Source organism: Tardisphaera saccharovorans (assembly GCF_046635845.1).
Lineage (GTDB): Archaea > Thermoproteota > Thermoprotei_A > Marsarchaeales > UBA168 > UBA168.
Genome location: NZ_JAQQXN010000004.1, coordinates 39,455 through 62,684 on the forward strand (window position 1 = coordinate 39,455; position 23,230 = coordinate 62,684).

A 23,230-nucleotide genomic window follows, 5' to 3' on the forward strand; every position below is an offset into this window, starting at 1 on the left:
ATGGTGTAGTGACTTATTTGTCAAGAGGTCATTGCGGCTTCTTTGTTTCCGATGTAATAGGGTATCACGTTTCCCTGGCGGTCAAAGAAGGCAAGATCCTGCTTCCCCTCAAAAGGATAGGCCGCGATGCCCATTATCCTTCCCATATAGGACAAGAGGTCCTGAAGGGAAGGCATAAGGGCTCCGCTGGGATGGCTGTGAATTGTCCCGATAATGGAAGGGGTGAATGGAGTGTAGAACACGTTTATTGAGGCAAAATCGGAACCGTTGTGCTGAAGGGGGGGCGACAAGAGCTCCTCGATATAAAGGTAGCTGCCCACTTTGTCTCCACGCGCTAGCAGCATGATCTCTTTTGGGTACATGCCCCTGGCATACTCTAGGATTTGCTCCAGGAGGTCTTGGCTGAGCATGATACCCTTGAGCGGTTTTTTCATAAGAACATAAAAAACCAGCTTATAAACAATGGGAAAAGGTTTCAAGATAAAGCGCTTTTTGGACTCATGGTGTGGGAATAGAAGGCCTCTGCATGAAAAAGGTTAAACATTCATGCACATAATATAATGTCATGGAATCGTTGGAGGAGTGGGTAGTGCCACAAATAAAGCACATGACTTTCACGGGAATCTGGAGGGTTACCCTGATGCTTTCCAATTACAAGGATTCCGTTTACCTGAGCACAGGCGAGCCGGACTTCGATACGCCGCCTAACGTGATAAAAGCAGCAGAGGATGCCATGAAGAACGGAAAAACTCATTACGTAGATCCATCCGGCCTAAGGGAGCTGCGCGAGGAGATAAGCAAAAAGTTGAAGAGAGATAACTCGATTGAGGTATCTCCCGATCAAGTGATAGTAACCGTTGGTGCAGAGGAGGCTCTGGCCACGGTGTTCCAGGCCTTCGTTAGCGTTGGAGATAAGGTCACCGTCCTCACTCCAGCCTACTCTCTTTACCTTGATTTGATTCAGATGCGGGGAGCGAGGCTGAACGCGGTTAACCTCATAGATGAAGGTGATCGCTTCAGGGTTGACTTGGAGAAGCTGAAGGAGAGCATAACCGGATCAAAGGTCATAATCCTCAACAACCCCTCTAACCCAACGGGCTACGTGATGAATGATGAGGAGATAAGGGCAATCGTTGACTTGGCAGTAGAGCACGGAACTATAATAGTATCTGATGAGATATACGAGAAGATGAACTACAGCGGAAAGAGGCTTTTGAGCCCAGCATCAATAGCGCCAGAGAACACCATAACCATCAACGGTTTTAGCAAGGCATATGCCATGACCGGATGGAGGATCGGTTACTTGGCAGCTCCTAAGGAGGTAATGGAAGCCCTAAAGATAGTTCATCATACGAACGTGATAAGCGCTTCATCGATTTCGCAGTACGCGGCACTTGAGGCGCTTAGGGGTCCTCAAGACAGCGTTAAGAAAATGGTGTCCGAGTACGCTAGGCGCATGGAACTACTTTACGGTGGATTAAAGAGGTTACCAAACGTGAGGGTCGCAAAGCCAGAAGGGGCCATATACGCCTTTCCTGATTTCTCGTTTTATGGAAAAGATGATGATGAGTTCTCCGTGAGGCTCGCTAGAGCAACCCACGTGGCGACGGTTCCTGGTAGTACCTTTGGGGAAGCGGGCAGGGGGCACCTAAGGTTTACTTTCGCGGCATCCCCAGAATCCATCAGAACGGCGCTTTCAAGGATAGAGGAATTTCTTTCATCTAAATCCGATGCGTACTGAGTTTTAATTCGGAGCAAGGCAAAAAAGCGCCGCACGGACCTTAGCCCATGAGCATAACGATATCAGTTAAATTGCTTGAGATTCACGCGGAGAAGCTAGTTGAGGGAGATCTGGTAAAGGTGCAGATGCAGACGCAGCTCAACGCCCCAAGCGGGCCTGTTGAAAGAAGAAGCGCTACCATGTCAGTTATACCGTTCGCTTTCAGCGTGAACTTTGTGCCGGCAAGCGGCACCCTTACTTTCCACGGCCAGATAGTCCTGTCAGGAGGTCAGGAGGACCTGGATAAGATCTCGAAGGACCTCGATGACAAGAAACCATATCTACCAGCGCTCCAGGTCGCGTTGAATCACAGCATAGCAACCTCAATATTGGTGTGCAGGGAGCTGGGCTTGCCCTTCCCGCTTGGGATACCCCAACTGAACCAGAGGAGCGATGAGGAAAAACAGGAACCGCAGCAGCTTCCATCGGCAATGACTATGTGATGTCGAGCTTTGGCCTCGACTCCTTGCGCTTTCCAGTACGATCTTATTTCATCCTTTATTTTGGCAATTGCCTCCCTTGCTGCTGGGTTATTCTCGTCGAACAGGTGCCGGAACCTGGCCTGAAGTCTGAGGTATTCCTCGACCGGGACAAACCTTGGGATGATCGTATGGGTCACCTTTCCATCGACGTACTTCTTTAGCGGCCACACACCAGTGTCAACAGCAAGCTGGGCGACCTTTATTGAAAGAGAAGGATCAAACCCCATTCCCGTAGGGCATGAAGCGTATCCTATAAACATCTTTGGCCCCTTCCTGCGCGTCGCCTCTTCAACTTTTTGCATCAAGTCCAGGGGATGCGAGGGCGAAATCGTGGCTAAGTAAGCCGGATTATGAGCCTTCCATATCTCGAAGAGGTTCTTCTTGCGCTTCTCGGTCCCCACCAGGTTGAGCCTTCCAATTGGGGAGGTGGTTGTGCTCGAGCCATAAGGTGATGCGCCGCTCTGCTGAAATCCGGTATTCCCGTAGGCCTCGTTATCATAGCAGAGATAATAAAAATCGAGATCTCTGTCCATTGCTGCGGACGTAGCCTGAAGCCCTATGTCATAGGCGCCCCCATCACCGGTCAAGACCAATATCTTTATTCCTTCATCTCTTGTTTTCCCTTGACTTATCAGCGAGTCCAGGGCATCCCTTATTCCCTGAGCACCGGCCGGAGCGGATGCGAAGGCCGTGTACAGCCATCCAGACTTTAAGTTAGAATAGGGATACGTCTGAAGTAGGGTCATGCAGCCGGCCGCATTGACAATAAAGGTTTTAGGGCCGAGAACCTTCAGCATTAGCCTTATCATGACCTGTGCCCCGCAGCCAGGACACATCGAAGAACCCGGATGCAAGTACTCTTCGAGAGGCGTTTCACGGATGGTCCTTATGGAGAGATCGCCTGCCAATGACACCACCTCTTAATGCTATGCTTCTTTGCTCATCTAGAATCCTTTGGTCCTTGTCTGTCCAGAGCATGACTGGCCCACGGCGCGTTAGGTCGGGGCTGACCAGTTCTCTTATCATGAATTCGAATTCCTCTGTAGTTGGCTCCTTGCCTCCCAAGCCCCCTATGAAGGAGCCAATGTGAGGAGCATCTGGTGCCCCGTAAAGCGAACTCGCTATCTCGGCATAAAGGGCGCCTCCGAAACCGGGGGAGACATCTTGATCGAAGACGGCTACTCCTCTTTTTCCAGCCAATGCACTTAAGAGATCATCTCTTGGGAAGGGTCTCAAGACCCATGGCCTTATTAAGCCTACCTTAATTCCTTTTTCCCTAATGGATTTTATCGCCTTTCTGGCCATTGTGGCAAAGGAGCTCGTCATGACGATGACGTAATCTGCGTCCTCTGCCATGTATTCGTCAATCAAACTGCGCTTTATGCCAAAGACCTTCTCGTAATCGCTTATGGCCTTTTTTAGCTCATCAAGGGTGCTGATCTGGGCCAGGTGCATCTGGTATTTGAAGTAGGAGTAAACGGAGGGGTCGAGCACCGTTGGGCCCATGGATGGCATGTTGCCAGCGGAAATTGCTGGAATTGGATAAGGCGGAAGAAAGTCTCCTAGCTCATCAGGTATCATGACCTTTTCCCTTGTGAATGATAAGTAAAATCCATCTATGTTGACCATTGACGGGAGCATTACCTTGCGACTCTCGGACACCCGGTATGCTATCAGTACGGAGTCAAGGGCTTCCTGGCATGTTTCCGCGTAGAACTGGAGGAAGCCAGAGTCTCTTGCAGCCAAGGCATCGTTGTGATCTGGTAAAAGGGTAAGTGGCGCGGCCAGTCCTCTTGAGACATTCGCGAGCACGAAAGGAGCACGCCATCCCGAAACGTTGTAGAGCATTTCGAAGGCATAAAGGAGGCCTTGTGAAGAGGTGGCGGTGAAGGTACGCGCGCCTGCGAGCGCTGCAGCGCCAGCTGCAGTTATCATGGAGTGCTCAGATTCCATCTTGGTTATCCTCGCCCTTATGAGCCCGTTGGCAGCCCATTCAGAGAGCTTTTCGACTATTTCGGTCTGTGGAGTTATGGGATATATGGGAACATAATCGACTTGCGCTAGCCGAGCTCCCCAAGCTATCGCTTCATTTCCCGTTATCAGGTCAAGCAATCGGTTGCACCTCGGTTTCAGGGTACTCTTGAATGGCGCCAAAGGGACAGACGCTTTTACATATCATGCACCCCTTGCAATTGTCGTATGATATGGAAGGCATGTGCTTTTCGTCAAGGGTTATAACTGATTCGGGGCAAGCAACGTAGCATAGGAAACATGCCTTACACCTATCGAGCGTGATGACTGGCCTTTTCACTCTCCACGAGCCGGTCTTTCTCATAACAGAAGTGCCGCTTGCTTTTATGATTGGGTTGCTCAATTCCCAGGGCTCTGGGCTTAGTTCCAAAATAGATGCAGAAGACTTTTCTTCGGGCCAAGGCTTAGGTAAGGGCTTGCCCTTTACCTCGTAAAATAAGTCCTCAGCTAAAGCCTGTTCCACTTCAAGTAACGACCTAGGTACCCTTATCTCCTTCTCTATGGCGGTCTTTATGCTGCTCACATCTAGTTTGGCTATGACGGCTGCAGCTGCAGCTGCCGCAGCGATGCTCAGCGCAAAGACGCCAAGCCTGGAGATAGATGACGTCAGGTCGACGCAGAGCATTCCGTTTTCATCCTTTTTTGAATTTACAATCACGATTCCCGAAAGGTGGGCTTGTGAACTCACGCCTCTGTCGACCAAGACCGTTATGTCTGCGTTTGCGGACCCCCTCTCCTCTATGTCGAGAGCCGAAGCGCGGACATAAGAGTAAACGGGCGCTCCCCTGCGCTCCGCGCCATAGAGGGGAAAGTCCTGAACGTTATAGCCATGTATGAAAAGCGCCCTTCCAAGAACCCTCGCTGCGGTCTTGATCCCCTGCCCCCCTCTTCCGAAGAAAGCTACAGTTACTTGTCCATTCCGAGGGTCTAAGTTTACCATATGTATTTAGCGCGTTGGCGTTTAAGGCGTAAGCGTGAAAAATAAGGGAGCTAATAAGGTAGGTTGGCGAAGAATGAATCTGCCCTCTTTCTCCAAGACCAGAAACCGTCAAAGCTGCTTGGATAGGCCGAGTAGATGTCCATGGCAGTCTTTACGTCAGACGCCATCTGCCTGAGCTTTAATAGGATGCTTGGCCTCTTCAATCCTCTTATCATGATTTCGACCTCCTTTCTAAGGTTTATGTTGACTTCTCCTGTGACAGCAGCTTGCGTTACGGTCTTCTCGTCCATTATACCGGATGACATCCCGAAGTTTATGTCATCGTTACTTAACTTGATGAGGAAGCGTCTGAAAACGTCAAGCCCTGCCTGCTTGACACCGTATTCCTTCATGTACGTGACGTTGTAGTTCCAGAGCTCGTTTATGCCTGGAAGATCAGCCTGACTTAGAGCGTTGGCCACAGCTTCAGCGGCAAACTTAGCGCTTAGCATGCCGCTACCTATGCCACCACCTGTAACTGGATTGACGGTGGCAGCAGCGTCGCCTGCTAGCACTATACCGTTCCCTACCATGGTGGCAAATGGCCTCCTGGTTGGAACCGTGTCACCGCTTCCAGCCACGATCTTGCCCTCATATTTTCCCTTGATCCAGTTTTCAGTAGCGATCTTGGGATTAGGGTACTTACCTATCATCGTTACCCCAAGGCCAACGTTAGAGAGGTTTCCCTCGGGAAACAGCCATATGTACCCGCCAGGGGACGTGTTCTGATCAAAGATTAACCTTAGGTAGCCGTGTTCTATTGCTGGTTTCATATCTTCCATTATTATCCTGTAAGCGGCGACTGCGTCTTTTTTCTCAACTACTTTTTCGATCCCCCATTCGTCTGGCAAGGTCCCTCTTAACCTGGTTTTGTTGCCGGACGCGTCCAAAACGACCCTTGCAGTTATCTCATCACTTCCCTTTACACCAATGACGCGCCCATCCCTTATCATAGGGGCATCTACGTGAAAGTTATCCATGAACTTTGCGCCAGCGCTTTCCGCCTCATCCACAAGCGCTGAACCCAACCCAACCCTGTCCACCGTGTATCCGTATCCTTGTATGCGGAAGGCTGTCTTTCCATCAGGGGAGATAAGGTCGGCGCCCAGGATCCTTTCCCGTATAACGTTTGATGGAAGCGTGACGCCCGCTTTTTTCAGGTCTTCCTCTCCTATGGCATCTCCGCAGGCTTTGTCCCCGATCCTACTTTTAGGTTTGGCGTCGAGCAGGAGCACTTTGAAACCTTGGCTCGCTAGCTTTTTCGCAGCCACCGCTCCTGTTGTGGCCGCCCCAACCACGATAACGTCGTAATCCAACTTTTAATAAACAAAAAAGCTGCCCCTTAAGTCTTTTTAGCGTTTTGCAGTTTGTTTTGCGAAAGCCTTGAACCGAGGGTAAGCCGTTTAAGTCATATCAGGCCTGTAATTGGAATGTATTATACAGGAAAAGGCGATAATGGTCAGACCTCGTTTGGACCGGGAAAGCTCCCCAAAGGTGAGCAAATATTTGAGTTGATCGGCGGAATCGACGAGCTTAACTCGGTTGTGGGCTTGACCTTAATACACGTTCCGCTGGAGCCCGTCCGGGAAAAATTGCTTTCAATACAGAACGATCTCTTCGTAATGGGCGCAGATCTGTATTACGCTTTCGAGGGTGGTGAGAAGAAAGTCAGCTTCAACGAAAGTAAAGTCAGGGAACTTGAAAGCGCCATAGATGACATGGCAAAGGCCCTTCCACCTCTGGCGTCGTTCGTGATTCCTGGGGGAAGTGAGGCGGCCGCTTACCTCCACGTGGCGAGGGCGGTGTGCAGAAGGGTTGAGCGTGAAGCGGTGAGGGCATCTTCTGCGCACGGTATTAACCCCGAGATATTGCGCTATCTAAACAGGCTTTCCTCGTACTTTTTCGTTGCTGCGCTCTATTGTAATGCCAAACTAGGCGTCAAGGAAAAGTCGCCTAAGTATTCACGAAGTCTGGGTACCTTCTCCATCGTATACATCGCCGTTAACTGCGTCATTAATTTCTTTGGCAAGGAAGTGGTCTTTTACTTCAACAACGACTTTTTTTACCCCTGGCAGGGCCGATACCTTGTCCTTTATTTGCAAAGCTATGGCATATGCAAACTGCGCTGGGCAGAACGGAGTGGTCAGGTGAAACCTTACCTTGACCTCGTTGTCGCTACTTATGTCTACCTCGTCCACTAGGTTCATTTCAACGATCCCGACTTGGGCCTCGGGATCCACAACGTCTTCGATGCTCTTAAGGACATCTTCCTCTGTTATCAACTCTACATTTTAACTGCAGACCGCAGAAGAAAAAAATTTTGGATGGTTGTTGTACAGGTGGCGAACCCGATTGCTTCATGATCTGTCTACTGTAGAAGGCGCAGGGATCTTTCCCCTATTAAGTGATCTACCAGCTCTAACGGAAGGGTTTTTCCGGTTCATTAGTACGCTTGCTTTAACATGCGAGATATGAGAGAAGTACTCCAGCGTGCTATCCGTGAAGACGCGATCATCCCCGACTGCTTTATCCACGCTCCAGGGGTATGGCCCCATCTGGGCGACGAGCCTGCACGTTTCCAGTTGGGAGTCTATGCATTTTTCCAAAGGGGTTTGTCTAACTCATTAAGCGAACTTCCGCCCCTTGCCTCTCCACGGCATTAAGTCATTCGTGGTATACCAGCAAGTGGGATAAAGCTGAAATAGCCACGCAGGGCTTGCTTATGGCCATCATAATACCAACGTATCCGGGGGCTAGTTACGTGCTTTATGCGAAGATTGTTGTGACCATTGGCTTGTTGGTTGGACTTGTTTACGTCGTCAAAAAGATAAGGTCAGTGCCAAAGGCTTGAAGGGTCCCAATTTATCTGCCGTTAGACGATAAATGCGAGTTCCTCCCGTTTTTGAGAGCTTTTACCAAGCTTAAGGTTAAAATGCGTCCTGCGCGAATATGAATTATGGATGATGAGTTAAGCATGTACCTGTCTAGGGTTGGTCTTACGTTTCCTGGCCTCGAAACGACCATCGATTCCTCTGAGTACGTTTTCTTCGGCGTTCCGTTTGACTCCAGCTCTTCGGCGTTTCCGGGTTCTCGCTACGGCCCTAAGGCGATAAGGGACGTTATACAGGGAATGGAGCTGTGGTCTGAGTACTTCGGCGTGGACCTTGAGGAAATGCGCGTTTACGACGCTGGAGACTTGGCTGTTAGCCATGGCGACGCGGTGGCAACTGCAAACATGCTTAAGCGTGCCGTCCAGAAGATTACCTCGCTTGGCAAGATCCCAATAATGATAGGAGGAGAGCACACGTTCACGCCCTTTGCGGCCCTAGCGGCTGGAGCTGATTCTCTTATAGTGCTCGACGCGCACGCTGATTGCAGAAAGGACTACCTCGGAAATCCCCTATCTCACGCGTGTGCCACGAGAATATGGGTGGATTCTGGAGGTAAGCGCACCTTTCAGATAGGAATTAGGGCTACTTCTAGGGAAGAGCGCGATTACTGTAAAGAAAAAGGGATAATCCAGTTCTCTCCCTTTCAGCTTCAATCAGAATCCTTTATGAAATCGTTGACCGACTTTGTAAGGAAGTCGCGTTCTCTTTATCTCTCAATTGATATGGATGCCTTTGATCCGAGCTATGCTCCGGGAGTTGGTACTCCTGAACCTTTTGGTATCTCTCCTATTGATGTGCTGAGGATCTTTGAAGCTATATCGGGCGCAAATCTGGTTGGTTTTGACGTAATGGAGCTTTGTCCACTCCGTGATCCCTCATATTCTAGCTCGGCCCTGGCAGCCAAGCTGGTCATGGAACTTTACGCGTCCAAGAAGGCGCGTTTGACCCGGTCGGGAGGGGGAGTTCGATCGCATCGCGCACTAAGCCACTGGCAGTAATAACACAGTGATTGCTTTTTGTCACGCAACGTGCGTTATCCTCGACGCCCTGTTGGTCAGTTTAATAAAAACCCGTCCGCCGCAACGCGGGCATTTGAACTTAGATATGAGAAGTCCTGATGCCTTCCAATCCTCGTCCGTCAAGATGTAGCCGCACTTTATGCACTGATAAACTGGGTATTGAGACTCTGACATAGGATAAATCAGAAACCCTTATTAAGGCTTTCATGTAAGTATACTGGGCTTGAACAGCAATATGGACGAGGGTTCTAAGATAATAGGTGCCTCCGACGAAATAGGAATCTGGGAAGACCTTCTTAAGGAACAACAAAAAATCGAAGTACGTGTTGAGAAGAGCAAGTACAAAAAAGAAATCACGGTTGTCAGCGGGTTTACCGACCCCGCTGAAGCGAAGCGGATTGCTAGTCTTCTCAAGACTAAACTGGCATGCGGCGGTACTTATAAGAACGATGAGATTACTCTCCAGGGTAATCACGCGAACAGGGTTAAGGAAATACTTGTTGCTGAGGGATATCAGGAATCGAACATTGTTGTAACGCCTTAAAAATTATATTTAAAAATTTTTTGTTAGCAGATAATCACTGCGTTTTATCTTCCCCTTCCTCTTCATCGCCTAGGCCGGTTATATTGAGTCTAGAAAGCATTTCCTTGTACCTGTTCCTGACGGTTACTTCCGTTACCTGAGCGGCCATGGCTATCTCCTTCTGCGTGCGGCGGGTCTTAGTTAAGAGGCTCGCAATGTAGATTCCCGCTGCGGCCAAGCCTGCTGGGTCCTTGCCCGCTGTTATTCCGCTCTCCTGAGCCTTCTTTATAACCTCGGCCGCTTTCTTTTGCGTCTCCGCACTTAGATGCAGGGGACTGGCTATTTTGGCAACGTAATCAACTGCATCTGGGACCGGGACGCTAACGCTGTTCTCCCTTAAGAGCAGCCTGTAGCAACGCGCTACATCTTTCCTGCTGGCCTGCGTATAGCTGCTTATCTCGTCAAGGGAAACCGGGTTGCGAAGCTTCCTGCATGCGGCGTAGATCGCTGCCGCTATTACCGACTCTATACTCCTTCCCCTTACCATTCCACTAGTAGCTGCCCTGTTATAGATGACGGCTGCCTCATTTCTTATTGAAGTTGGAAGCCCAAGCTGAGAGACGATTCTGTCAAGCTCATTGAGTGCCTGTATAAGGTTTCTGTCATGACTACCCTGAAGCCTTGAACGTACCTGCCACTTTCTTATCCTCTGAAGCTCGATTCTTTTCTTGACTCCCATTTTCCCTCCGAGGTTATATATGTCCTTGGTATCAATGGTAGTTGATAGCTGCGCTGCTCCTATGCCGGGAATAGTGGGTTCACCAACTCTGCTTCTCTGATCCCTCTCTTCTTTTGTGAACGCCCTCCACTCTTGACCGCTGTCCATCGCCTTATCGCTTATGACGGTTCCACAGTCGGCGCATATGGTTTCTCCTCTCTCAGGATCAAATATTATGTTTGTGCTACCGCATACGGGGCAAACCGCGTTTTTTACCTTAATCCTAGATCCTAGTTCCTCATCGCGATCTTCCATTGAGAACACCAACTAAAGATTTATATACGTGATATTTAAGCATTTCTATTTTAGGCTTGGTTCTATCTTCGTGATACTTAAGGAGAAGGGTCAAGTTAACCCTTTAAGTCCAGTAGGTTATTTCGCGGCTTGAGCAGCATCGCCCATCTGCTTCCCCTGACCGAGTTTTTCCTGCTGGCCGTGGCGTATGTCCTTTTCATTCTTTCATCGCTTATTCTTGTATTACCTAAGAAGGTGCGTCACGATTCAGGTACCGATTATAAACCGGTAACCCTATTGATACCTGTGTATAACGAGGGAAAAGTGGCCGCTCGCTCTATTGAGTCAGTCTCGGGGCTGAATTATCCCAAAGAACTCGTCGAAGTATTAGTGCTTGATGACAGCGATGACCCAGAATCCGTGAAGTGCGTTGAAGAAGCGGTGGCGCAGCTAGTCGCTAAAGGATATAGGGCGTCCGTAGAAAGGAGGAAAAATAGGGTTGGTGGTAAGGCCGGCTTTCTAAGGGAAATCCACACGAAGCTAAGGACGCCTTACGCGTTCCTACTGGACTCTGACTTCAGGCTGAATCCCGACGCTTTGTCCAGCGCCGTCTGGGCATGTGAAAGCACGGGGGCGTCTTACTGCCAGTTGGCTTGGTCTCTTGAAGGTAGTGGTCCGGTGGCGAAACTTCAGCAGTCCATGCTGGAATATCACTTGAAGGAGGAGCAAGAGAGAGCTGTTTCACGGGGATTGCCCGTTAAGATAAACGGTAGTTGCGTTCTCATAAATAACAGAGATCTTTCCGATGTTGGGGGATGGAGCGCAGGCACCGTGACGGAAGATCTCGACCTCACCGTGAGATTCGCGCTTTCCGGGAAAAAAGGAACTTATTTACCTCTCGTAGGGGGTACAGGGCTTGCCACGCCAAGCTTTTCCTCGTTATTTAAGCAAATAAAGCGTTGGGTGATCGGCAATGCCCAGTGCATGCTGCGTTACGGAGGTAACGTGCTCAAAGCGGGGAAGAAAATTGACTCGATTATTTCCTTTTCATATTTGTTCAATTACTTTTTTTCAATCTCTTATATGCTTATACTCGCTGCAGTCCTGATTAACTTGGCCACAAAGGGGAACTCATGGTTTTACTTCTTCTCATTATTGCCTGCTGTTCTCCTTCTTGCTGTATCGATATCTAAGAAGTACTTTTACCCTTATCTTACTTCCTTTGCGTACTCAACGTTCATTGCAGTCTTCTTCGTAGAGGGCTTATTTAGGAAGCGGTACGGTTTTGTGCGTACGAAAAAAGTCAGGGAGCAGTCTGACGCGCTGGGAAAAACCCTTGTTATGATTTTTGCACTTGGCTTCTTGGCTGCATTTGCCCTTGCTCTTGTTTTGTCGAAGTTTTGCGATGCGGCCTTGCTGTTGGCGTACGCAATTTCCTTTCTTTTTGTTGCTGCTTTTTGGTAGCGGTCGACTTCCATCTCATATCTGGCATGTTGAATGTAGCTCAACAGGACGATTACGTGTAAAACGCCGGAATGGCTTAATCGCCAGCGCCTAAAGTTCACAAATCCTGCTGAAGCCGAATGCATAACCGCTCCAGCGTAAAAATTTCTATTTACTGGCCTTAACGGATCGCTGAACCCGCACGGATTTGTTATTCTTTTTTGAGTAGATCCTCTCGTAAATGGCTCCCATCATCAATGGGAGGAGAACGGTTATGTCTCCCTCGACGGTCTCATGCTTGGCCTTCTCGTTTACCTTCCCCCAGGATATGGCTTCTCTGAGCCTGGCTCCAGAAAGCGATCCATCCCATTCAGGTGCGGTTGTTATGTACACCGCGAAGTTGAGCCCTTCCTTGAACTGGTTCCACCATATGGTATGGTGCTTGGATATCCCTCCTCCGAGTATCAGAGCGCCGGTCTTCTTGTGCGTGAAGACGATATCAGAGAGCTCCTGCTCATCCAGAAATAGGTTGAGCTTCAAGTCCTTATGGGTTTGCCAAAACGCCCAAAGCTGGTACCCAAAGGCGCCGTCGAATGGGCCAGGTACGTATATGGGGATCTTATTTTTGTAGGCTTGATATACTATGGAGTTTTCTCTCTCTACCTCATTGGAAAGCTTTTCGCCGACTTTCCATATCAGTTCCCTTGTGGAAAGCTCCTTCTTTTCCTCATATATAGACGAGAAAATGGGTTGGAGTCTTTTCTCGAGTATTATTCCGTAGCTTTCGTTGGGAACGAAGACGTTGCCGAGCCTATTTATGCCTTTTTTCCTTAGCTTAACATCATCTGCAAGAAAGTCTCCGTGATAGTAATCTTCCCATGTTCTAGCTATGTCATGGTCGAGAGTGCCACATGTGGTTATGACGGCGTCTACGAGCTTATCCCTGATCATGCCGGCGATAACTCCCCTTACTCCTGTAGCTATTATGTCAGCTGGGAACGAGAGGAATGTGAAGCATTCGTCATCCGTCATCATATCCTCTAGGATGTTAGTTGCTACCGCTAGCTTTCTGGCTGTGAACCCTCCAGCATTTTCAAATGCCTTCATAATGTCATTGGTGGTCATCTGTGGGCTAATCCTGATGTCGCGTACTGGTTTCATAAAAACAGTGCTTGTACGCAATATAACCTTATTCTCTCTGGCTTTCATCGCGAGAGATCTAATGCATTAGGGCAAGAAGGCAAAAGGTGATATACTTTAACTTATGGGTGTTTCAGAGATGCTCAGGAGCCCGAAACCGCGACCTAAACGCGCTCGCAAATGCCAACTCAACCAGGGACGCCAATCGGTTGCGCAAACGAGGGCGCGAGGGGATGTCGCGCTGCGGGAACAAAAGCCGTATCCATGCAGGGGATAGTTTGCACCGCGACGGTTAAGCGTAAAAAGCGTAGCTTGCCAATTGCGCGTTGGTTGAACTGCCGAAAAAAATACTGGTTGGGGTAGATGGTTCAGCTGCTGCCCTGGAGGCTGCCCGGTATGCCGTGAAACTGGCGTCCAAGATCGGGAGTGCTGTCACGTTCTTGGGCGTCGTGGACATCCAAAGCCTTGAAAGCATAGAAAAGCTGGGACTTGTAAAGCGTGCCGCAGCTGAAGCGGCCATGGAAAGGGAGATGAAAAACTTCACTGAGGAGGCAGCTAAGATAGCTGAGGAGATAGGAGTACAGTGCGATCAGCTTGTTGCTACGGGGGATATAGTTCAAACCATAATTGACACGGCGATAAGAGGAGGCTACGGCCTTTTGGTGATAGCCACGAGAAAGAAGGTGAGTTTGGAGAGGATAGCGGCTGGAGAGCATACCGCTCGGCTGGTCGACTTCTCACCGATACCCATATTAATATACAAGCAGGTCTAGCCTAGAATGTCAGAAGAGGATACTCGTTTGGAGAGCTCATACAAGACCGCCGTAATGGAGCTGGAGAATATGGTCTCTGCCATGAAGCAGGAGACGAGGAAAAAGTATTCCAAGGTCGTGTTGCCTGTGGCTTTGCTGGTCGTCGCGCTTGCGGCCTTTGTTCATGGGTCTTATGCGCAAGTTGCAAATTCAACGGCCACCAGTACGGCACTGATGAAGGGCTACATGGCCATAGGCATGGGTTTGGCCGTTGGCCTCGCTGGCATTGGTGCTGGGTACGCAATTGCAGGAGTGGGGGCTTCAACGGTCAGTGCCACCGTCGAGAAGCCTGAGAGCTTCACCAGGGGCTTTATAATTGTAACTTTGGGCGAGGCGCTCGCCATATATGGGCTCATCGTTTCCATACTTATATGGATCTCGTTCTAGGAAAGCTTCGCAAGCTTTTTGCGCTAACGTCGCGTTTTTCGTATTCGAATCCGTTATCCTTTTTAGCTATGTTTTCACTTAACTGATTTGGCGGGTACAAATTTAATTAGGTATGCCATGATGATAGGAATACCCATAGTCTTCGTGGCGCTTTTCGCCTTCAACTTAACATATCTACTCTTACCGGTTATGGTCATATACTTTGTGGGCTTCCTTGGATACTCGATTTACGTGGCCGCCAAAGGACAGCCGTTGCTCGTGGAAAACACAAAGCTTGCCGCTAGTAGCAAGAAGAAAGGCCCCGTGCTTTTCAGAGCCCTCGCTGACGATGTCAAGAAGGCCATGGGAGGAAAAAAGGACAATGAGCAAGAGGAGCTCATGAAGAGGTCCCTCTACATGATGCTTGTTACGCTAGGCGTGTTTTTAGGTGGCATGTACGGAACTGATGAGGCCGCGAACATCTTGGCGTGGACAAAGCAGGGTTGGTACAGGAGCTGGTATGCGTATGCCGTTGGCGTCGCGGTCTCCGTGGTCGTTTCCCTCATATTTCAGTGGAAGTGGAAAACCCTGACTCAGATGACTCCGGCGGCCACGCCAGCGTCTTATGTCGTGACGCCTAACGGCGTCGTTTACGATAATAATGGCATGACAGTTATACTGAAGTTTCCGATCTACAAGATTGAGGATGTGGGCGAGAACTGCATAAGGATCGAGGGAGAAAAAAGCAAGTCCGTTGCCCTTCCATACGCCGTTAAGCTTTACACGACAAGGAAAGAAGAGCTCAAAAAAATTCTATCTCAATATGTTAAACATGAAGAAGAGGCCATAGAAAAAGCGGAGGAAAAAATACTAAAAAAATAGGTTAAAAGGTACTTTTACTTTAAGTACTTCTCCAGCCTTTTCTCTGCGTCGTCCCAGTTAGCGACGTTCCACCAAGCGTCTATGTAAGAGTTTCTGTTGTTCTTGTATTGAAGATAATAGGCGTGCTCGAATTCATCAACTATAACTACTACGGGCAATTCTGCTATGTGGTTCATGAAGTGGTTCTCGAACGTGGTGAATTCAAGGTTGCCGGTTTCTGTGTCATAGTATAGTACTGTCCATCCCGTTCCAGGCAACGACCTCATGGCCTCGGTAAATATCTGTTTGAACTTGTCGAAGCTGCCGTATTGCTTATCTATTAGGTCTGCAAGCTTTCCACCTGGCTTGCCTCCTCCTTTTCCGCTGGGAGCCATGTTCTGCCAGTAAAGTGAGTGTAGCTTATGGCCGTTTACGTTGAAGATCAAGTTCCTTATTATGCCCTGTATGTCGTAGCCCGTTACTTCCCCCTTGATCACTTTTTCCAACTTGTCAAGGGTTGCGTTCGAGTTTGTGACGTAACCCTTGTGATGGCCATTATAGTGGACGTCTATTACTTGGCCGCTTATGTAAGGTTCAAGGGCATCTATCTTGTAAGGCAGCGGAGGTAATTCGTATCTCTTAAAAGACGGAACAGTTGACATTTTTACCCTGTTATAATCCGCTATCGGGATATAAACGTGTTTTCTTCGATAAGAAGCAAATGACGGTGGGCGGTCTGTGGTCAAAGCCCCTTTCAAGAAGTTTCAAGGATCGGACGCTATCCTTATTTGCGTTGGGAAAAATGCTCTCATGGATTACGACGTCATAATTGTGGGTGGTGGGCCAGCAGGTCTGTCTGCGGCCGTATACGCTCGCAGGGCCAACCTAAAGACTGCCGTCATAGAGAAGCTGACGTTTGGTGGAATAATAACGACCACGGATCTGATAGAAAACTACTTAGGCTTTCCCGCCATAAGTGGGGCTGACTTTGGAAAGGCAATCCAAGAGCATGCCATGAAGTATAATCCAGACATGATCCAAGCGGAGGTTAAGCTTGTCAAAGATGTTGAGGGCGGCTATGAGGTTCAAACCGATGCAGGTAACTTCACCACCAAAACGGTCATAGTTGCTTCCGGGGCAGCACCAAAGAAGCTTGGCGTTCCAGGAGAATCTGAGTATTTTGGCAGGGGTGTTTCCACGTGCGCTACTTGCGATGGCCCGTTCTTTGCCAAAAAGGACGTTGCTGTTGTTGGCGGCGGCGACTCAGCGGTGAGCGAGGGTCTCTATTTGGCTAGGCTTGTGAACAGGATTTACTTAATACACAGAAGGGATAAGCTGAGGGCTGAACCGATACTTCAGCAACGCTTTATGTCTCTAAGTAACGTGGAGTTTGTCTGGAACAGCGTTGTGACCAAGATAGAGGGCGACAAGAAGGTAAACGGCGTCATCGTGAAGAACTTGCTAACGGGAGAGGAGAAAGAACTGAAGGTTTCTGCGGTCTTCATATACATAGGAGAGGTGCCGCAAACCGGTTTTGTCGACGTCAAGAAGGATGATCACGGTTACATAATTACTGATGAAAACATGCAGACATCTAAGCCCGGCATTTTCGCCGCTGGTGATTGCAGGCACTCGCTTACCAAGCAGGCCATAATCAGTGCCGGAGAAGGGGCGCTTGCGGCCATTGCCGCCCAAATGTACCTCGAGGGTAGGCTCAAGGCAGCCGAGGAGCTTGCCCAATCCTCTGCGTCAAATTGACCTTCAAACGGCGTTTGGTTCGGGTAAGCCCTTAGAGCTTATGGGAAGGCTTTCGTTTTTTTCGCAGATCGATGCCAGTTCCTTTGCCTTGTCCTCGGGCCAGAAATCGTACGTGTAAACGCCAAATCCCAATTCGGCACCGCTCCAGTGCTTAAGCTTATCAGGAGCCCTCAATGCTGGGTAAAGCTCCACGTGCAGGTGAAGCCTTTCTTTGGAGCTGAGGACAGGAGTTTGATGAAACGCGAGGACGTAAGGCATCTTTACGCCAAAGAGCCGATGGTAGCATCCGACGATCCTTCCAATAGACATGCCTATTTCCCTTAACTCTTTGTCCGTTGCCTCCGCCAGAGAAGTTATGTGCCTGATGGGAATGACGACGGTTTCATAAGGCCACCGCGGCGCGTAAGGGAAAACCGCTTTTACGGAATCGTAGCTGAGCACGGTTCTCCCCTGGGCCTTTACCTCCTCGCAGATTGGACACACCTCTTTCGAAGCGTTGGCCTCCTCATGGATTATTGGAGGAACGTAAGGTATGGCGTAGATCTGCGAGTGAGGATGCTCAATACTTACTCCTATGAGTTTTCCCATGTTCCTAAATATGAGCACAGCGTTAACGCCTTCCTTTGTTGAGAGCTCAACGTAGCGATCCCTATATAGCTTCATGGCACTTTCCAGTTCGTCAGGTGTTAGATCGCAGAGGTCGGCTGAGTGATCGAATGATTCGACAACGACTTCACAGTAGCCCCTGCCTGGCATCCTTTGATACGTGCCGTTCAGTACCGAGGTCCCTTGCTCATCCGGTGAAAGCATCGGGAAGGCGTTGGGAAGCCAGTAGGGGGCTTGCTTTCCCTTGGCCTCAGGGGAGTCCTTACAGAAAGGGCACGACCGCTTTTCCATAACCGTCATTGGGCGCGATGCCCTCTGCGATGAGATAATTATCCACTCTTTCCTGCGGGGATCAAGTCTTATTTCCCTCATTTGATCTTTGACAAGTGCGAACTTAAGAAACTTTCTAGCCCAGGTTTTTGCAAAAAACCTATAACGCATGTCATGTGGATCTCGAGATGGCTCAATCCAATGAAAGAGGTCTTCAGAGCAGCAAGGAGGATTTATCCGACTGGTACTCTGAGATACTGATCAAAAGTGGGTTCATAGACTTTTCTCCTGTTGGAGGATTTATAGTGCTGCTTCCCCCAGCGGCCTTCATCTGGGAGAAGATCAGAGAATACATGAACAAGGAGATGGAAAAAATGGGTGTTAAAAACTCCTACTTTCCCCTTCTCATACCGGAGAGCCTCCTAAAGAAGGAGAGCGAGCACTTTACCGGTTTTACGCCTGAGGTCGCGTGGGTAACGGAAGCAGGTGATCAGAAGCTCGAGGAGAGGCTTGCCGTCAGGCCCACAAGCGAAACCATAATGTATACTATGTATTCAAAGTGGATTCACGGGACGAGTGACCTTCCCCTTAAGCTAAACCAATGGAACAGCGTCGTTAGGTGGGAGACGTCTTCTACAAGGCCATTCATAAGGACTAAGGAGTTCTTGTGGCAGGAAGCCCATACGGCTCACGCGACCGAGGACGAGGCGCTAAAGCAGGCGCAGGAAGCGCTGGACCTTTACGAGAAGGTGCTCAAGGACCTACTGGCCATACCAGTGATCAAGGGTAGAAAGACGGAAAAGGAAAAGTTCAAGGGAGCCGTGTTCACGTACACCCTTGAGGCGATGATGCCAGATGGTAAGGCAATACAAATGGCTACGTCGCACATGTTGGGTCAGAACTTTTCCGTGCCCTTTGAGATAACTTACGTTGACGAGAAGGGTAATAAGCACTACGTGTGGCAGACGTCTTGGGGGCTTTCATGGAGGGTAATAGGGGCCATGATCATGTTGCATGGAGACAGCAAAGGTCTAGTAATACCTCCTGAGGTCGCTCCTCTTCAGGTCGTGTTGGTCCCCATAATATACAGGGATAAGCAGGATCCAACGCCGCGTGCTCGCGAGCTCGCACGTGAGCTGCAGCTTGCCGGCATTAGGGCCTACGTGGATGAAAGGAACGACAAGACCCCGGGATATAAGTATAACGAGTGGGAGATGAGGGGAGTCCCACTTAGGATCGAAATTGGGCCAAGGGATGTTGAGCACGGGACAATGGTTTTAGCGAGGCGCGACACGGGGGAAAAGAGTGTGGTCGACGTGTCTGATGCTGCCGCTACCGTTAAGAGTGTGCTATCTAATATACAAAAGAGCCTTTACGAAAAAGCAAAAGCGAAGCTAGTTTCCATGATAAATGAGGTCAGTACCCTTGAAGAGTTATCAGAAGCGGTGAAAAACAGGAGAGGTTTCAGTGTCGTGAACCTTTGTGACGAGAGGGAATGTGAAGACAAGATATACGACACAACGGGAGCAACTGTGCGTTGCGTCGAGGAAATTGCTGAGGGAAAGTGCATAGTGTGTGGAAGACCTGCGCGCTACCGGGCTTACGTTAGCAAGGCTTACTGAGCTTGACCGTAGATAGCGTTTAGGGCCTTCTCCAATACATCGCTTTTTATCGCGTCTTCTCTTCTCGGATTAGTAACGGGTATTCTCAGTTTGAGCTTTACGGCATCAAAAGCTAGCTCGTAGATGAGCACTTCCGGACTTTCTCCTTTTCCCGAGGCCTTGGAGGCCTCTTCAGCTAGCTCTTTTATTTTCTCATAAACCTCGGGTTTAAATCTCGAAAGGGGAACTTCGAGGTTTATCTCAACGTACTTGGTCGTTAACGGCGAAAAAGCGGTGAAGCCCTCCTTAAATAGGTTCGCGTTATTTACATAAGTTATTAGTCCATCGGGCCTTTGAACTATTGTGTAAAAGTTATCCACGCGAACTGCTGTGCCCCTTATCCCTTGTGTTTCGATCCAGTCTCCCGGTTTTATCGCGTTAGAGCTCCTTATCACGTAAGTCGATATGTAGGATGACATGGCATCCTTTGCTGCTATGAATCCGGCTATGAGGATTAAGAAAACCAATATCAGGAACACGTTAAGCGTAACGCCCAGAAGAGAGTATATGGCGGCGATTCCTATTATTACTATGAAGAGGTCAGCAGCTATTTCCAGGTCCCTTATGATAGATGATGGGATCTTTGTGAGAGCTTTGTTTAGTGAGTGGTTTATTATCCATATGGCTAGCGCGCAAATTACAACTATAAGGGCGGCGTAGAGAACCGTGAGGAGTGGAAATCCCGGCCACACAAACTGCTGCATGAGCTTCCGACCTGCCTAGAAGCTTCTTGCACACACTTAAAAGGATTTTTGGTTTAATAAATAATTTGTTTATTAACAGTTATAGAATAAAAGCTTCGATTGCTATAACGGATCAAGTTCTACTTGAGATGCAAGGTTGTTAAAGCGGACGTTGAAGCGCTGAAAGATGCCTTCCCTTCCAAGTATAGGCACTACGGTTTCCTTTTCCGATATTGCGAACTTCATGGTGAACGGATCTGATCCCTCTATCTTGCACTCGAGGTCATGCAGGTAGGCACGTATCAGCTCTCCCGCCAGGCCTACAACGATGACCTCATCACCGGACTTCAGGTTAATGCCAAGTATGTCCGACGTGCTTTTAGGCAGCATGGATATGTCGGCGCCCGTGTCCACGTAAAGCGAGACGGTTACCCACTTTCCTGACTTGGTTTTTAGCTGAAGGGGTAGTCTTGGTCTAAGAGATTTTCCGAGGGTGCCAGAAATCTCTTGCTGATATGGAAACGAAAAAATAGGTTTACTGGACATCTGAGTCATCCTTATAGGATTAAAATGTCATTTCCAGGAATATAGGCGAAATAAAGGTCTTCTTGGTCTTGCGATCTTATTACCTTATTGTAAACTTCCTTTAACGTCACGGAGGATGCGATAACCTTGCCCTTGTTTATAGCTACGAAGCGGCCACCGTATTTTTTCATGATTTCCGTATCTTCCATTCTGTTTAGTTAGCAAATCCCGCTGCCTATAAACCTATTCCATGAAATGGCATGTAGTGACGTCGTACCGCACTCACCGTTTTGAGACCAGCAGTGAAGCCGCTGCGTTGAACCGGCGTCTAACGTTCACCCTATGGCACGAGACCCGTGATCGCCTATTTACTTGCCCAGAAAGGCTTGAGATTGAGTGCTTGCAATAAGATCTCAAAATGTGGAGCCATTTGGCAATCTTAGAAAGTAGAGAGCTTGCTTGCCCTCAGGAGTATCTTACTCGAAACCTTTTGTAAAAATAATCCCGAGATTTTGATCAAGATTTAAAGAAAAGGGACCTCATCCCTGAAAAACCCTACGCTTGCCAAGGCCTCCAGGTTCTAAGCTGAATACAATGGTCTTTAGATGGGTCATTTCATCTATGCTGTAGCCTATGCCCTCCCTTCCTAGCCCCGAGAGCTTTTTGCCCCCGAATGGGAAGTAACCGACGCCGTGCTTTGGGTTATCGTTAATGGTTACTTCTCCCACGTCGAGGCTCTTGGCCACACGCCACATGCTGTAGAAGTTATTCGTAAAGACGCAAGAGTCAAGCCCGTATTTGGGCTTCTTCGCTATTTCTAAGGCCTCTGTTTCATCTTTTACCCTTATCACGACGAGCACGGGGCCAAACGTTTCCTCGTTAACTATCCTTGCATCGAGAGGGACATCTACTAGGACTGTTGGTTCGAAGTAGCACCCGTTCCTGTGGCCACCCAGTGCCAGCTTTGCCCCTCTTTGAAGCGCATCGCGGACAAGTTCCTCTACTCTCTTGGCGGCCGATTCGTTGATGAGTGGTCCCATATCGGTCTTCTGGTCCATGGGATCGCCAAAGATCCATTTCTTCTCGTTTTCAACTATCTTCGAGATCAGCTCATCAGCTATCTCATTTTCTACCAGTACCGTGGCTATTGCATCGCACCTCTGTCCGGCATTACTGAGGTTTCCTTCGACTACTTTCCTGGCGGCTAAATCTATGTCGGCGTCTTTTAAAACGATGGCCATGCCCTTTCCTCCCAGTTCAAGATGCCTTTTCTTCATCCCCATGACGTTGTTGACGTGTATACCCACATCCGTGCTACCGGTGAAGGTAACCATGTTTATCCTCTCATCGGAAACGATGGCATCGCCAAGTTTTCCTCCGGGGCCCGTGACCACGTTAAGCGATCCAGCTGGTATGCCAGCCTCCTGAAGGACGCGAGCAAAGAGCAAGAGCGCAACCGGGTCATCGCTCGCTGGCTTCGCGATAACCGAATTTCCTGATAGCAGCGCCGGGATTATCTTCGCCGAGGCGATATACAGTGGATAGTTAAATGGAGAGATGGCGGCGACTGCTCCCTCTGGCTCCCTTATTGCCAACCCCATCTTTCCGACGGTATCCTCGGACCAATCACCAGGTATGTAGTCACCGTAAATTTTCCTTGCCTCTTCCATGGTCAGCATGAGCCTTTGTGCTGTCGCATCGACTTCTCCCCTAGCCGCCCTTATGGTCTTGCCTCCCTCTAGAACCAAGGCGCGCGCGATTTCCTCTTTGTGTTCTTTGAGGAGGTCTCTCGCCTTCTGGAATATGAGTATCCTATCTATGGCTGGTATGTCCCTTATCTTCTTGCCTTCACCGGAAACCCATTGCATGGCCTTCTCTACGTCTTCGAGAGTGCCGTTCTGGACCCGGGCAACGATTGAGCCATCATATGGGGAGTCTACAATTTGAAGCCCTCCTGATGACTCAACCCATTGCCCACCTATTAGCATCTTGAACTCTGGGATTCCATCATCACCTAGCGTAAAGCATTGATCGAAGAACGAACTCAGATATTGAGCGATTCCCTTTCTTTCGGTCATGCGGTAATATCGTGGGTGGGATAAAAACATAACCTACGCGCATGATAAAAAATTAATATGTGTCAACGCGAAGAAGTTAAGCTTTATTTCTTCGGCTGCTCTTCCTTTTTCTCCTCTTTCTTCGCTTTCTTAGGCAAGAGCCTCACCTGCCCTTAATCAAGCACTGGGATAAAAACCTAACGTTTCTTGGGTGAGTTATCTCGTCCTAACGGAAGGAGGTTCCCGGTTTGTATGTGGAACGCGAAATAAGCGTTCCAGCGTGCCGCTCGCGGAGGCGCGGTCATTCCCAGGGCGCTTCGCCCGCGTTCCA

Annotated in this window: 25 protein-coding genes and 1 pseudogene; 11 read left to right on the forward strand and 15 right to left on the reverse strand. The window is 49.1% G+C overall.

Going from position 1 to position 23,230, the window contains the following annotated elements:
* Window positions 1-20: 20 nt before the first annotated feature.
* Entirely contained in the window at window positions 21-434 is a 414-nt protein-coding gene (locus PRZ02_RS06445) for a hypothetical protein (RefSeq protein WP_449465013.1), read from the reverse strand.
* A 131-nt stretch (window positions 435-565) separates the two neighbouring features.
* Between PRZ02_RS06445 and PRZ02_RS06450 the strand changes: the two genes are divergently transcribed.
* On the forward strand, window positions 566-1,741 hold the full coding sequence (locus PRZ02_RS06450) for a pyridoxal phosphate-dependent aminotransferase (protein ID WP_449465014.1): 1,176 nt from the start codon (window positions 566-568) through the stop codon (window positions 1,739-1,741).
* 346 nt (window positions 1,742-2,087) lie between these two features.
* On the opposite strand, the gene PRZ02_RS06455 is transcribed toward PRZ02_RS06450, so the two are convergent.
* From PRZ02_RS06455 to PRZ02_RS06470, 4 genes are read right to left on the reverse strand one after another with little or no spacing between them, the layout of a single operon-like run.
* Window positions 2,088-3,176, reverse strand: a complete 1,089-nt coding sequence (locus PRZ02_RS06455) for a thiamine pyrophosphate-dependent enzyme (protein ID WP_449465015.1) — start codon at window positions 3,174-3,176, stop codon at window positions 2,088-2,090.
* Window positions 3,136-4,374 (reverse strand): transketolase C-terminal domain-containing protein, encoded by a 1,239-nt coding sequence (locus tag PRZ02_RS06460; protein WP_449465016.1) that lies wholly within the window; start codon window positions 4,372-4,374, stop codon window positions 3,136-3,138. The genes PRZ02_RS06455 and PRZ02_RS06460 overlap by 41 nt, the downstream gene beginning before the upstream one ends.
* Window positions 4,367-5,233 carry a 2-oxoacid:acceptor oxidoreductase family protein gene (locus PRZ02_RS06465; RefSeq protein ID WP_449465017.1) on the reverse strand — a complete coding sequence of 289 codons (867 nt, stop codon included), beginning with the start codon at window positions 5,231-5,233 and terminating at the stop codon, window positions 4,367-4,369. The genes PRZ02_RS06460 and PRZ02_RS06465 overlap by 8 nt, the downstream gene beginning before the upstream one ends.
* A gap of 50 nt (window positions 5,234-5,283) precedes the next feature.
* Entirely contained in the window at window positions 5,284-6,588 is a 1,305-nt protein-coding gene (locus PRZ02_RS06470; RefSeq protein WP_449465018.1) for an NAD(P)/FAD-dependent oxidoreductase, read from the reverse strand.
* 114 nt (window positions 6,589-6,702) lie between these two features.
* Here PRZ02_RS06470 and PRZ02_RS06475 point away from each other — a divergent pair.
* A pseudogene (locus PRZ02_RS06475) lies at window positions 6,703-7,209 on the forward strand (cob(I)yrinic acid a,c-diamide adenosyltransferase); the annotation flags it as partial.
* A 24-nt stretch (window positions 7,210-7,233) separates the two neighbouring features.
* Here the strand turns inward: PRZ02_RS06475 and PRZ02_RS06480 are convergent.
* On the reverse strand, window positions 7,234-7,512 hold the full coding sequence (locus PRZ02_RS06480; protein WP_449465036.1) for a metal-sulfur cluster assembly factor: 279 nt from the start codon (window positions 7,510-7,512) through the stop codon (window positions 7,234-7,236).
* Between the two features lie 482 nt (window positions 7,513-7,994).
* Between PRZ02_RS06480 and PRZ02_RS06485 the strand changes: the two genes are divergently transcribed.
* Together PRZ02_RS06485 and speB are read left to right on the forward strand one after the other, a co-directional pair.
* Entirely contained in the window at window positions 7,995-8,123 is a 129-nt protein-coding gene (locus PRZ02_RS06485; RefSeq protein WP_449465019.1) for a hypothetical protein, read from the forward strand.
* Window positions 8,124-8,228: 105 nt separating this feature from the next.
* Entirely contained in the window at window positions 8,229-9,161 is a 933-nt protein-coding gene (speB, locus tag PRZ02_RS06490) for an agmatinase (protein WP_449465020.1), read from the forward strand.
* A 21-nt stretch (window positions 9,162-9,182) separates the two neighbouring features.
* On the opposite strand, the gene PRZ02_RS06495 is transcribed toward speB, so the two are convergent.
* The gene (locus tag PRZ02_RS06495; RefSeq protein WP_449461917.1) at window positions 9,183-9,356 is read right to left on the reverse strand and encodes a hypothetical protein; all 174 of its coding nucleotides are present in this window, start codon (window positions 9,354-9,356) and stop codon (window positions 9,183-9,185) included.
* 61 nt (window positions 9,357-9,417) lie between these two features.
* Here PRZ02_RS06495 and yciH point away from each other — a divergent pair, with 61 nt between their 5' ends.
* Window positions 9,418-9,726, forward strand: coding sequence for a stress response translation initiation inhibitor YciH (gene yciH, locus PRZ02_RS06500; protein ID WP_449463631.1), 309 nt, complete (start codon window positions 9,418-9,420; stop codon window positions 9,724-9,726).
* Between the two features lie 34 nt (window positions 9,727-9,760).
* On the opposite strand, the gene PRZ02_RS06505 is transcribed toward yciH, so the two are convergent.
* The gene (locus PRZ02_RS06505; protein WP_449465037.1) at window positions 9,761-10,738 is read right to left on the reverse strand and encodes a transcription initiation factor IIB; all 978 of its coding nucleotides are present in this window, start codon (window positions 10,736-10,738) and stop codon (window positions 9,761-9,763) included.
* 129 nt (window positions 10,739-10,867) lie between these two features.
* Between PRZ02_RS06505 and PRZ02_RS06510 the strand changes: the two genes are divergently transcribed.
* On the forward strand, window positions 10,868-12,181 hold the full coding sequence (locus PRZ02_RS06510) for a glycosyltransferase family 2 protein (protein WP_449465021.1): 1,314 nt from the start codon (window positions 10,868-10,870) through the stop codon (window positions 12,179-12,181).
* A 147-nt stretch (window positions 12,182-12,328) separates the two neighbouring features.
* Here PRZ02_RS06510 and PRZ02_RS06515 read toward each other — a convergent pair whose 3' ends face one another.
* Window positions 12,329-13,321 (reverse strand): deoxyhypusine synthase, encoded by a 993-nt coding sequence (locus tag PRZ02_RS06515; RefSeq protein WP_449465022.1) that lies wholly within the window; start codon window positions 13,319-13,321, stop codon window positions 12,329-12,331.
* A gap of 305 nt (window positions 13,322-13,626) precedes the next feature.
* Here PRZ02_RS06515 and PRZ02_RS06520 point away from each other — a divergent pair, with 305 nt between their 5' ends.
* The 3 genes from PRZ02_RS06520 (at window position 13,627) to PRZ02_RS06530 (ending at window position 15,360) form a co-directional block, all read left to right on the forward strand.
* Window positions 13,627-14,073 carry a universal stress protein gene (locus PRZ02_RS06520; protein ID WP_449465023.1) on the forward strand — a complete coding sequence of 149 codons (447 nt, stop codon included), beginning with the start codon at window positions 13,627-13,629 and terminating at the stop codon, window positions 14,071-14,073.
* 6 nt (window positions 14,074-14,079) lie between these two features.
* On the forward strand, window positions 14,080-14,499 hold the full coding sequence (locus PRZ02_RS06525; RefSeq protein ID WP_449465024.1) for an ATP synthase subunit C: 420 nt from the start codon (window positions 14,080-14,082) through the stop codon (window positions 14,497-14,499).
* A gap of 87 nt (window positions 14,500-14,586) precedes the next feature.
* Window positions 14,587-15,360, forward strand: a complete 774-nt coding sequence (locus PRZ02_RS06530) for a DUF2208 family protein (protein WP_449465025.1) — start codon at window positions 14,587-14,589, stop codon at window positions 15,358-15,360.
* 14 nt (window positions 15,361-15,374) lie between these two features.
* Here the strand turns inward: PRZ02_RS06530 and PRZ02_RS06535 are convergent, their stop codons facing one another.
* Entirely contained in the window at window positions 15,375-16,001 is a 627-nt protein-coding gene (locus tag PRZ02_RS06535) for a superoxide dismutase (protein WP_449465026.1), read from the reverse strand.
* A gap of 148 nt (window positions 16,002-16,149) precedes the next feature.
* Here PRZ02_RS06535 and trxB point away from each other — a divergent pair, with 148 nt between their 5' ends.
* Window positions 16,150-17,097, forward strand: a complete 948-nt coding sequence (trxB, locus tag PRZ02_RS06540; protein ID WP_449465027.1) for a thioredoxin-disulfide reductase — start codon at window positions 16,150-16,152, stop codon at window positions 17,095-17,097.
* 3 nt (window positions 17,098-17,100) lie between these two features.
* Here the strand turns inward: trxB and PRZ02_RS06545 are convergent, their stop codons facing one another.
* Window positions 17,101-18,075 (reverse strand): galactose-1-phosphate uridylyltransferase, encoded by a 975-nt coding sequence (locus PRZ02_RS06545; RefSeq protein ID WP_449465028.1) that lies wholly within the window; start codon window positions 18,073-18,075, stop codon window positions 17,101-17,103.
* Window positions 18,076-18,161: 86 nt separating this feature from the next.
* Here PRZ02_RS06545 and proS point away from each other — a divergent pair, with 86 nt between their 5' ends.
* Complete coding sequence (gene proS / locus PRZ02_RS06550; protein ID WP_449465029.1) at window positions 18,162-19,595, forward strand: proline--tRNA ligase; 1,434 nt, start codon at window positions 18,162-18,164, stop codon at window positions 19,593-19,595.
* Here the strand turns inward: proS and PRZ02_RS06555 are convergent.
* The 4 genes from PRZ02_RS06555 to PRZ02_RS06570 form a co-directional block, all read right to left on the reverse strand.
* Window positions 19,589-20,338 (reverse strand): mechanosensitive ion channel domain-containing protein, encoded by a 750-nt coding sequence (locus PRZ02_RS06555; protein WP_449465030.1) that lies wholly within the window; start codon window positions 20,336-20,338, stop codon window positions 19,589-19,591. The two genes, proS and PRZ02_RS06555, sit on opposite strands and share 7 nt — an antisense overlap.
* A 102-nt stretch (window positions 20,339-20,440) precedes the next feature.
* Entirely contained in the window at window positions 20,441-20,863 is a 423-nt protein-coding gene (locus PRZ02_RS06560; RefSeq protein ID WP_449465031.1) for a hypothetical protein, read from the reverse strand.
* An 11-nt stretch (window positions 20,864-20,874) separates the two neighbouring features.
* The gene (locus PRZ02_RS06565; RefSeq protein WP_449465032.1) at window positions 20,875-21,051 is read right to left on the reverse strand and encodes a DUF5678 domain-containing protein; all 177 of its coding nucleotides are present in this window, start codon (window positions 21,049-21,051) and stop codon (window positions 20,875-20,877) included.
* Window positions 21,052-21,381: 330 nt separating this feature from the next.
* Window positions 21,382-22,920 carry an aldehyde dehydrogenase family protein gene (locus tag PRZ02_RS06570; RefSeq protein ID WP_449465033.1) on the reverse strand — a complete coding sequence of 513 codons (1,539 nt, stop codon included), beginning with the start codon at window positions 22,918-22,920 and terminating at the stop codon, window positions 21,382-21,384.
* Between the last annotated feature and the right edge of the window lie 310 nt (window positions 22,921-23,230).

Coding starts and splice junctions, on each gene's coding strand:
- speB (WP_449465020.1), top strand. CDS start 8,229: ATGGATGATGAGTTAAGCATGTACCTGTCTAGGGTTGGTCTTACGTTT.
- yciH (WP_449463631.1), top strand. CDS start 9,418: ATGGACGAGGGTTCTAAGATAATAGGTGCCTCCGACGAAATAGGAATC.
- PRZ02_RS06570 (WP_449465033.1), bottom strand. CDS start 22,920: ATGACCGAAAGAAAGGGAATCGCTCAATATCTGAGTTCGTTCTTCGAT.
- trxB (WP_449465027.1), top strand. CDS start 16,150: ATGGATTACGACGTCATAATTGTGGGTGGTGGGCCAGCAGGTCTGTCT.
- PRZ02_RS06525 (WP_449465024.1), top strand. CDS start 14,080: ATGTCAGAAGAGGATACTCGTTTGGAGAGCTCATACAAGACCGCCGTA.
- PRZ02_RS06555 (WP_449465030.1), bottom strand. CDS start 20,338: ATGCAGCAGTTTGTGTGGCCGGGATTTCCACTCCTCACGGTTCTCTAC.
- PRZ02_RS06505 (WP_449465037.1), bottom strand. CDS start 10,738: ATGGAAGATCGCGATGAGGAACTAGGATCTAGGATTAAGGTAAAAAAC.
- PRZ02_RS06495 (WP_449461917.1), bottom strand. CDS start 9,356: ATGTCAGAGTCTCAATACCCAGTTTATCAGTGCATAAAGTGCGGCTAC.
- PRZ02_RS06535 (WP_449465026.1), bottom strand. CDS start 16,001: ATGTCAACTGTTCCGTCTTTTAAGAGATACGAATTACCTCCGCTGCCT.
- PRZ02_RS06445 (WP_449465013.1), bottom strand. CDS start 434: ATGAAAAAACCGCTCAAGGGTATCATGCTCAGCCAAGACCTCCTGGAG.
- PRZ02_RS06545 (WP_449465028.1), bottom strand. CDS start 18,075: ATGAGGGAAATAAGACTTGATCCCCGCAGGAAAGAGTGGATAATTATC.
- PRZ02_RS06450 (WP_449465014.1), top strand. CDS start 566: ATGGAATCGTTGGAGGAGTGGGTAGTGCCACAAATAAAGCACATGACT.
- PRZ02_RS06465 (WP_449465017.1), bottom strand. CDS start 5,233: ATGGTAAACTTAGACCCTCGGAATGGACAAGTAACTGTAGCTTTCTTC.
- PRZ02_RS06565 (WP_449465032.1), bottom strand. CDS start 21,051: ATGGAAGATACGGAAATCATGAAAAAATACGGTGGCCGCTTCGTAGCT.
- proS (WP_449465029.1), top strand. CDS start 18,162: ATGGCTCAATCCAATGAAAGAGGTCTTCAGAGCAGCAAGGAGGATTTA.
- PRZ02_RS06515 (WP_449465022.1), bottom strand. CDS start 13,321: ATGAAACCAGTACGCGACATCAGGATTAGCCCACAGATGACCACCAAT.
- PRZ02_RS06560 (WP_449465031.1), bottom strand. CDS start 20,863: ATGTCCAGTAAACCTATTTTTTCGTTTCCATATCAGCAAGAGATTTCT.
- PRZ02_RS06485 (WP_449465019.1), top strand. CDS start 7,995: ATGGCCATCATAATACCAACGTATCCGGGGGCTAGTTACGTGCTTTAT.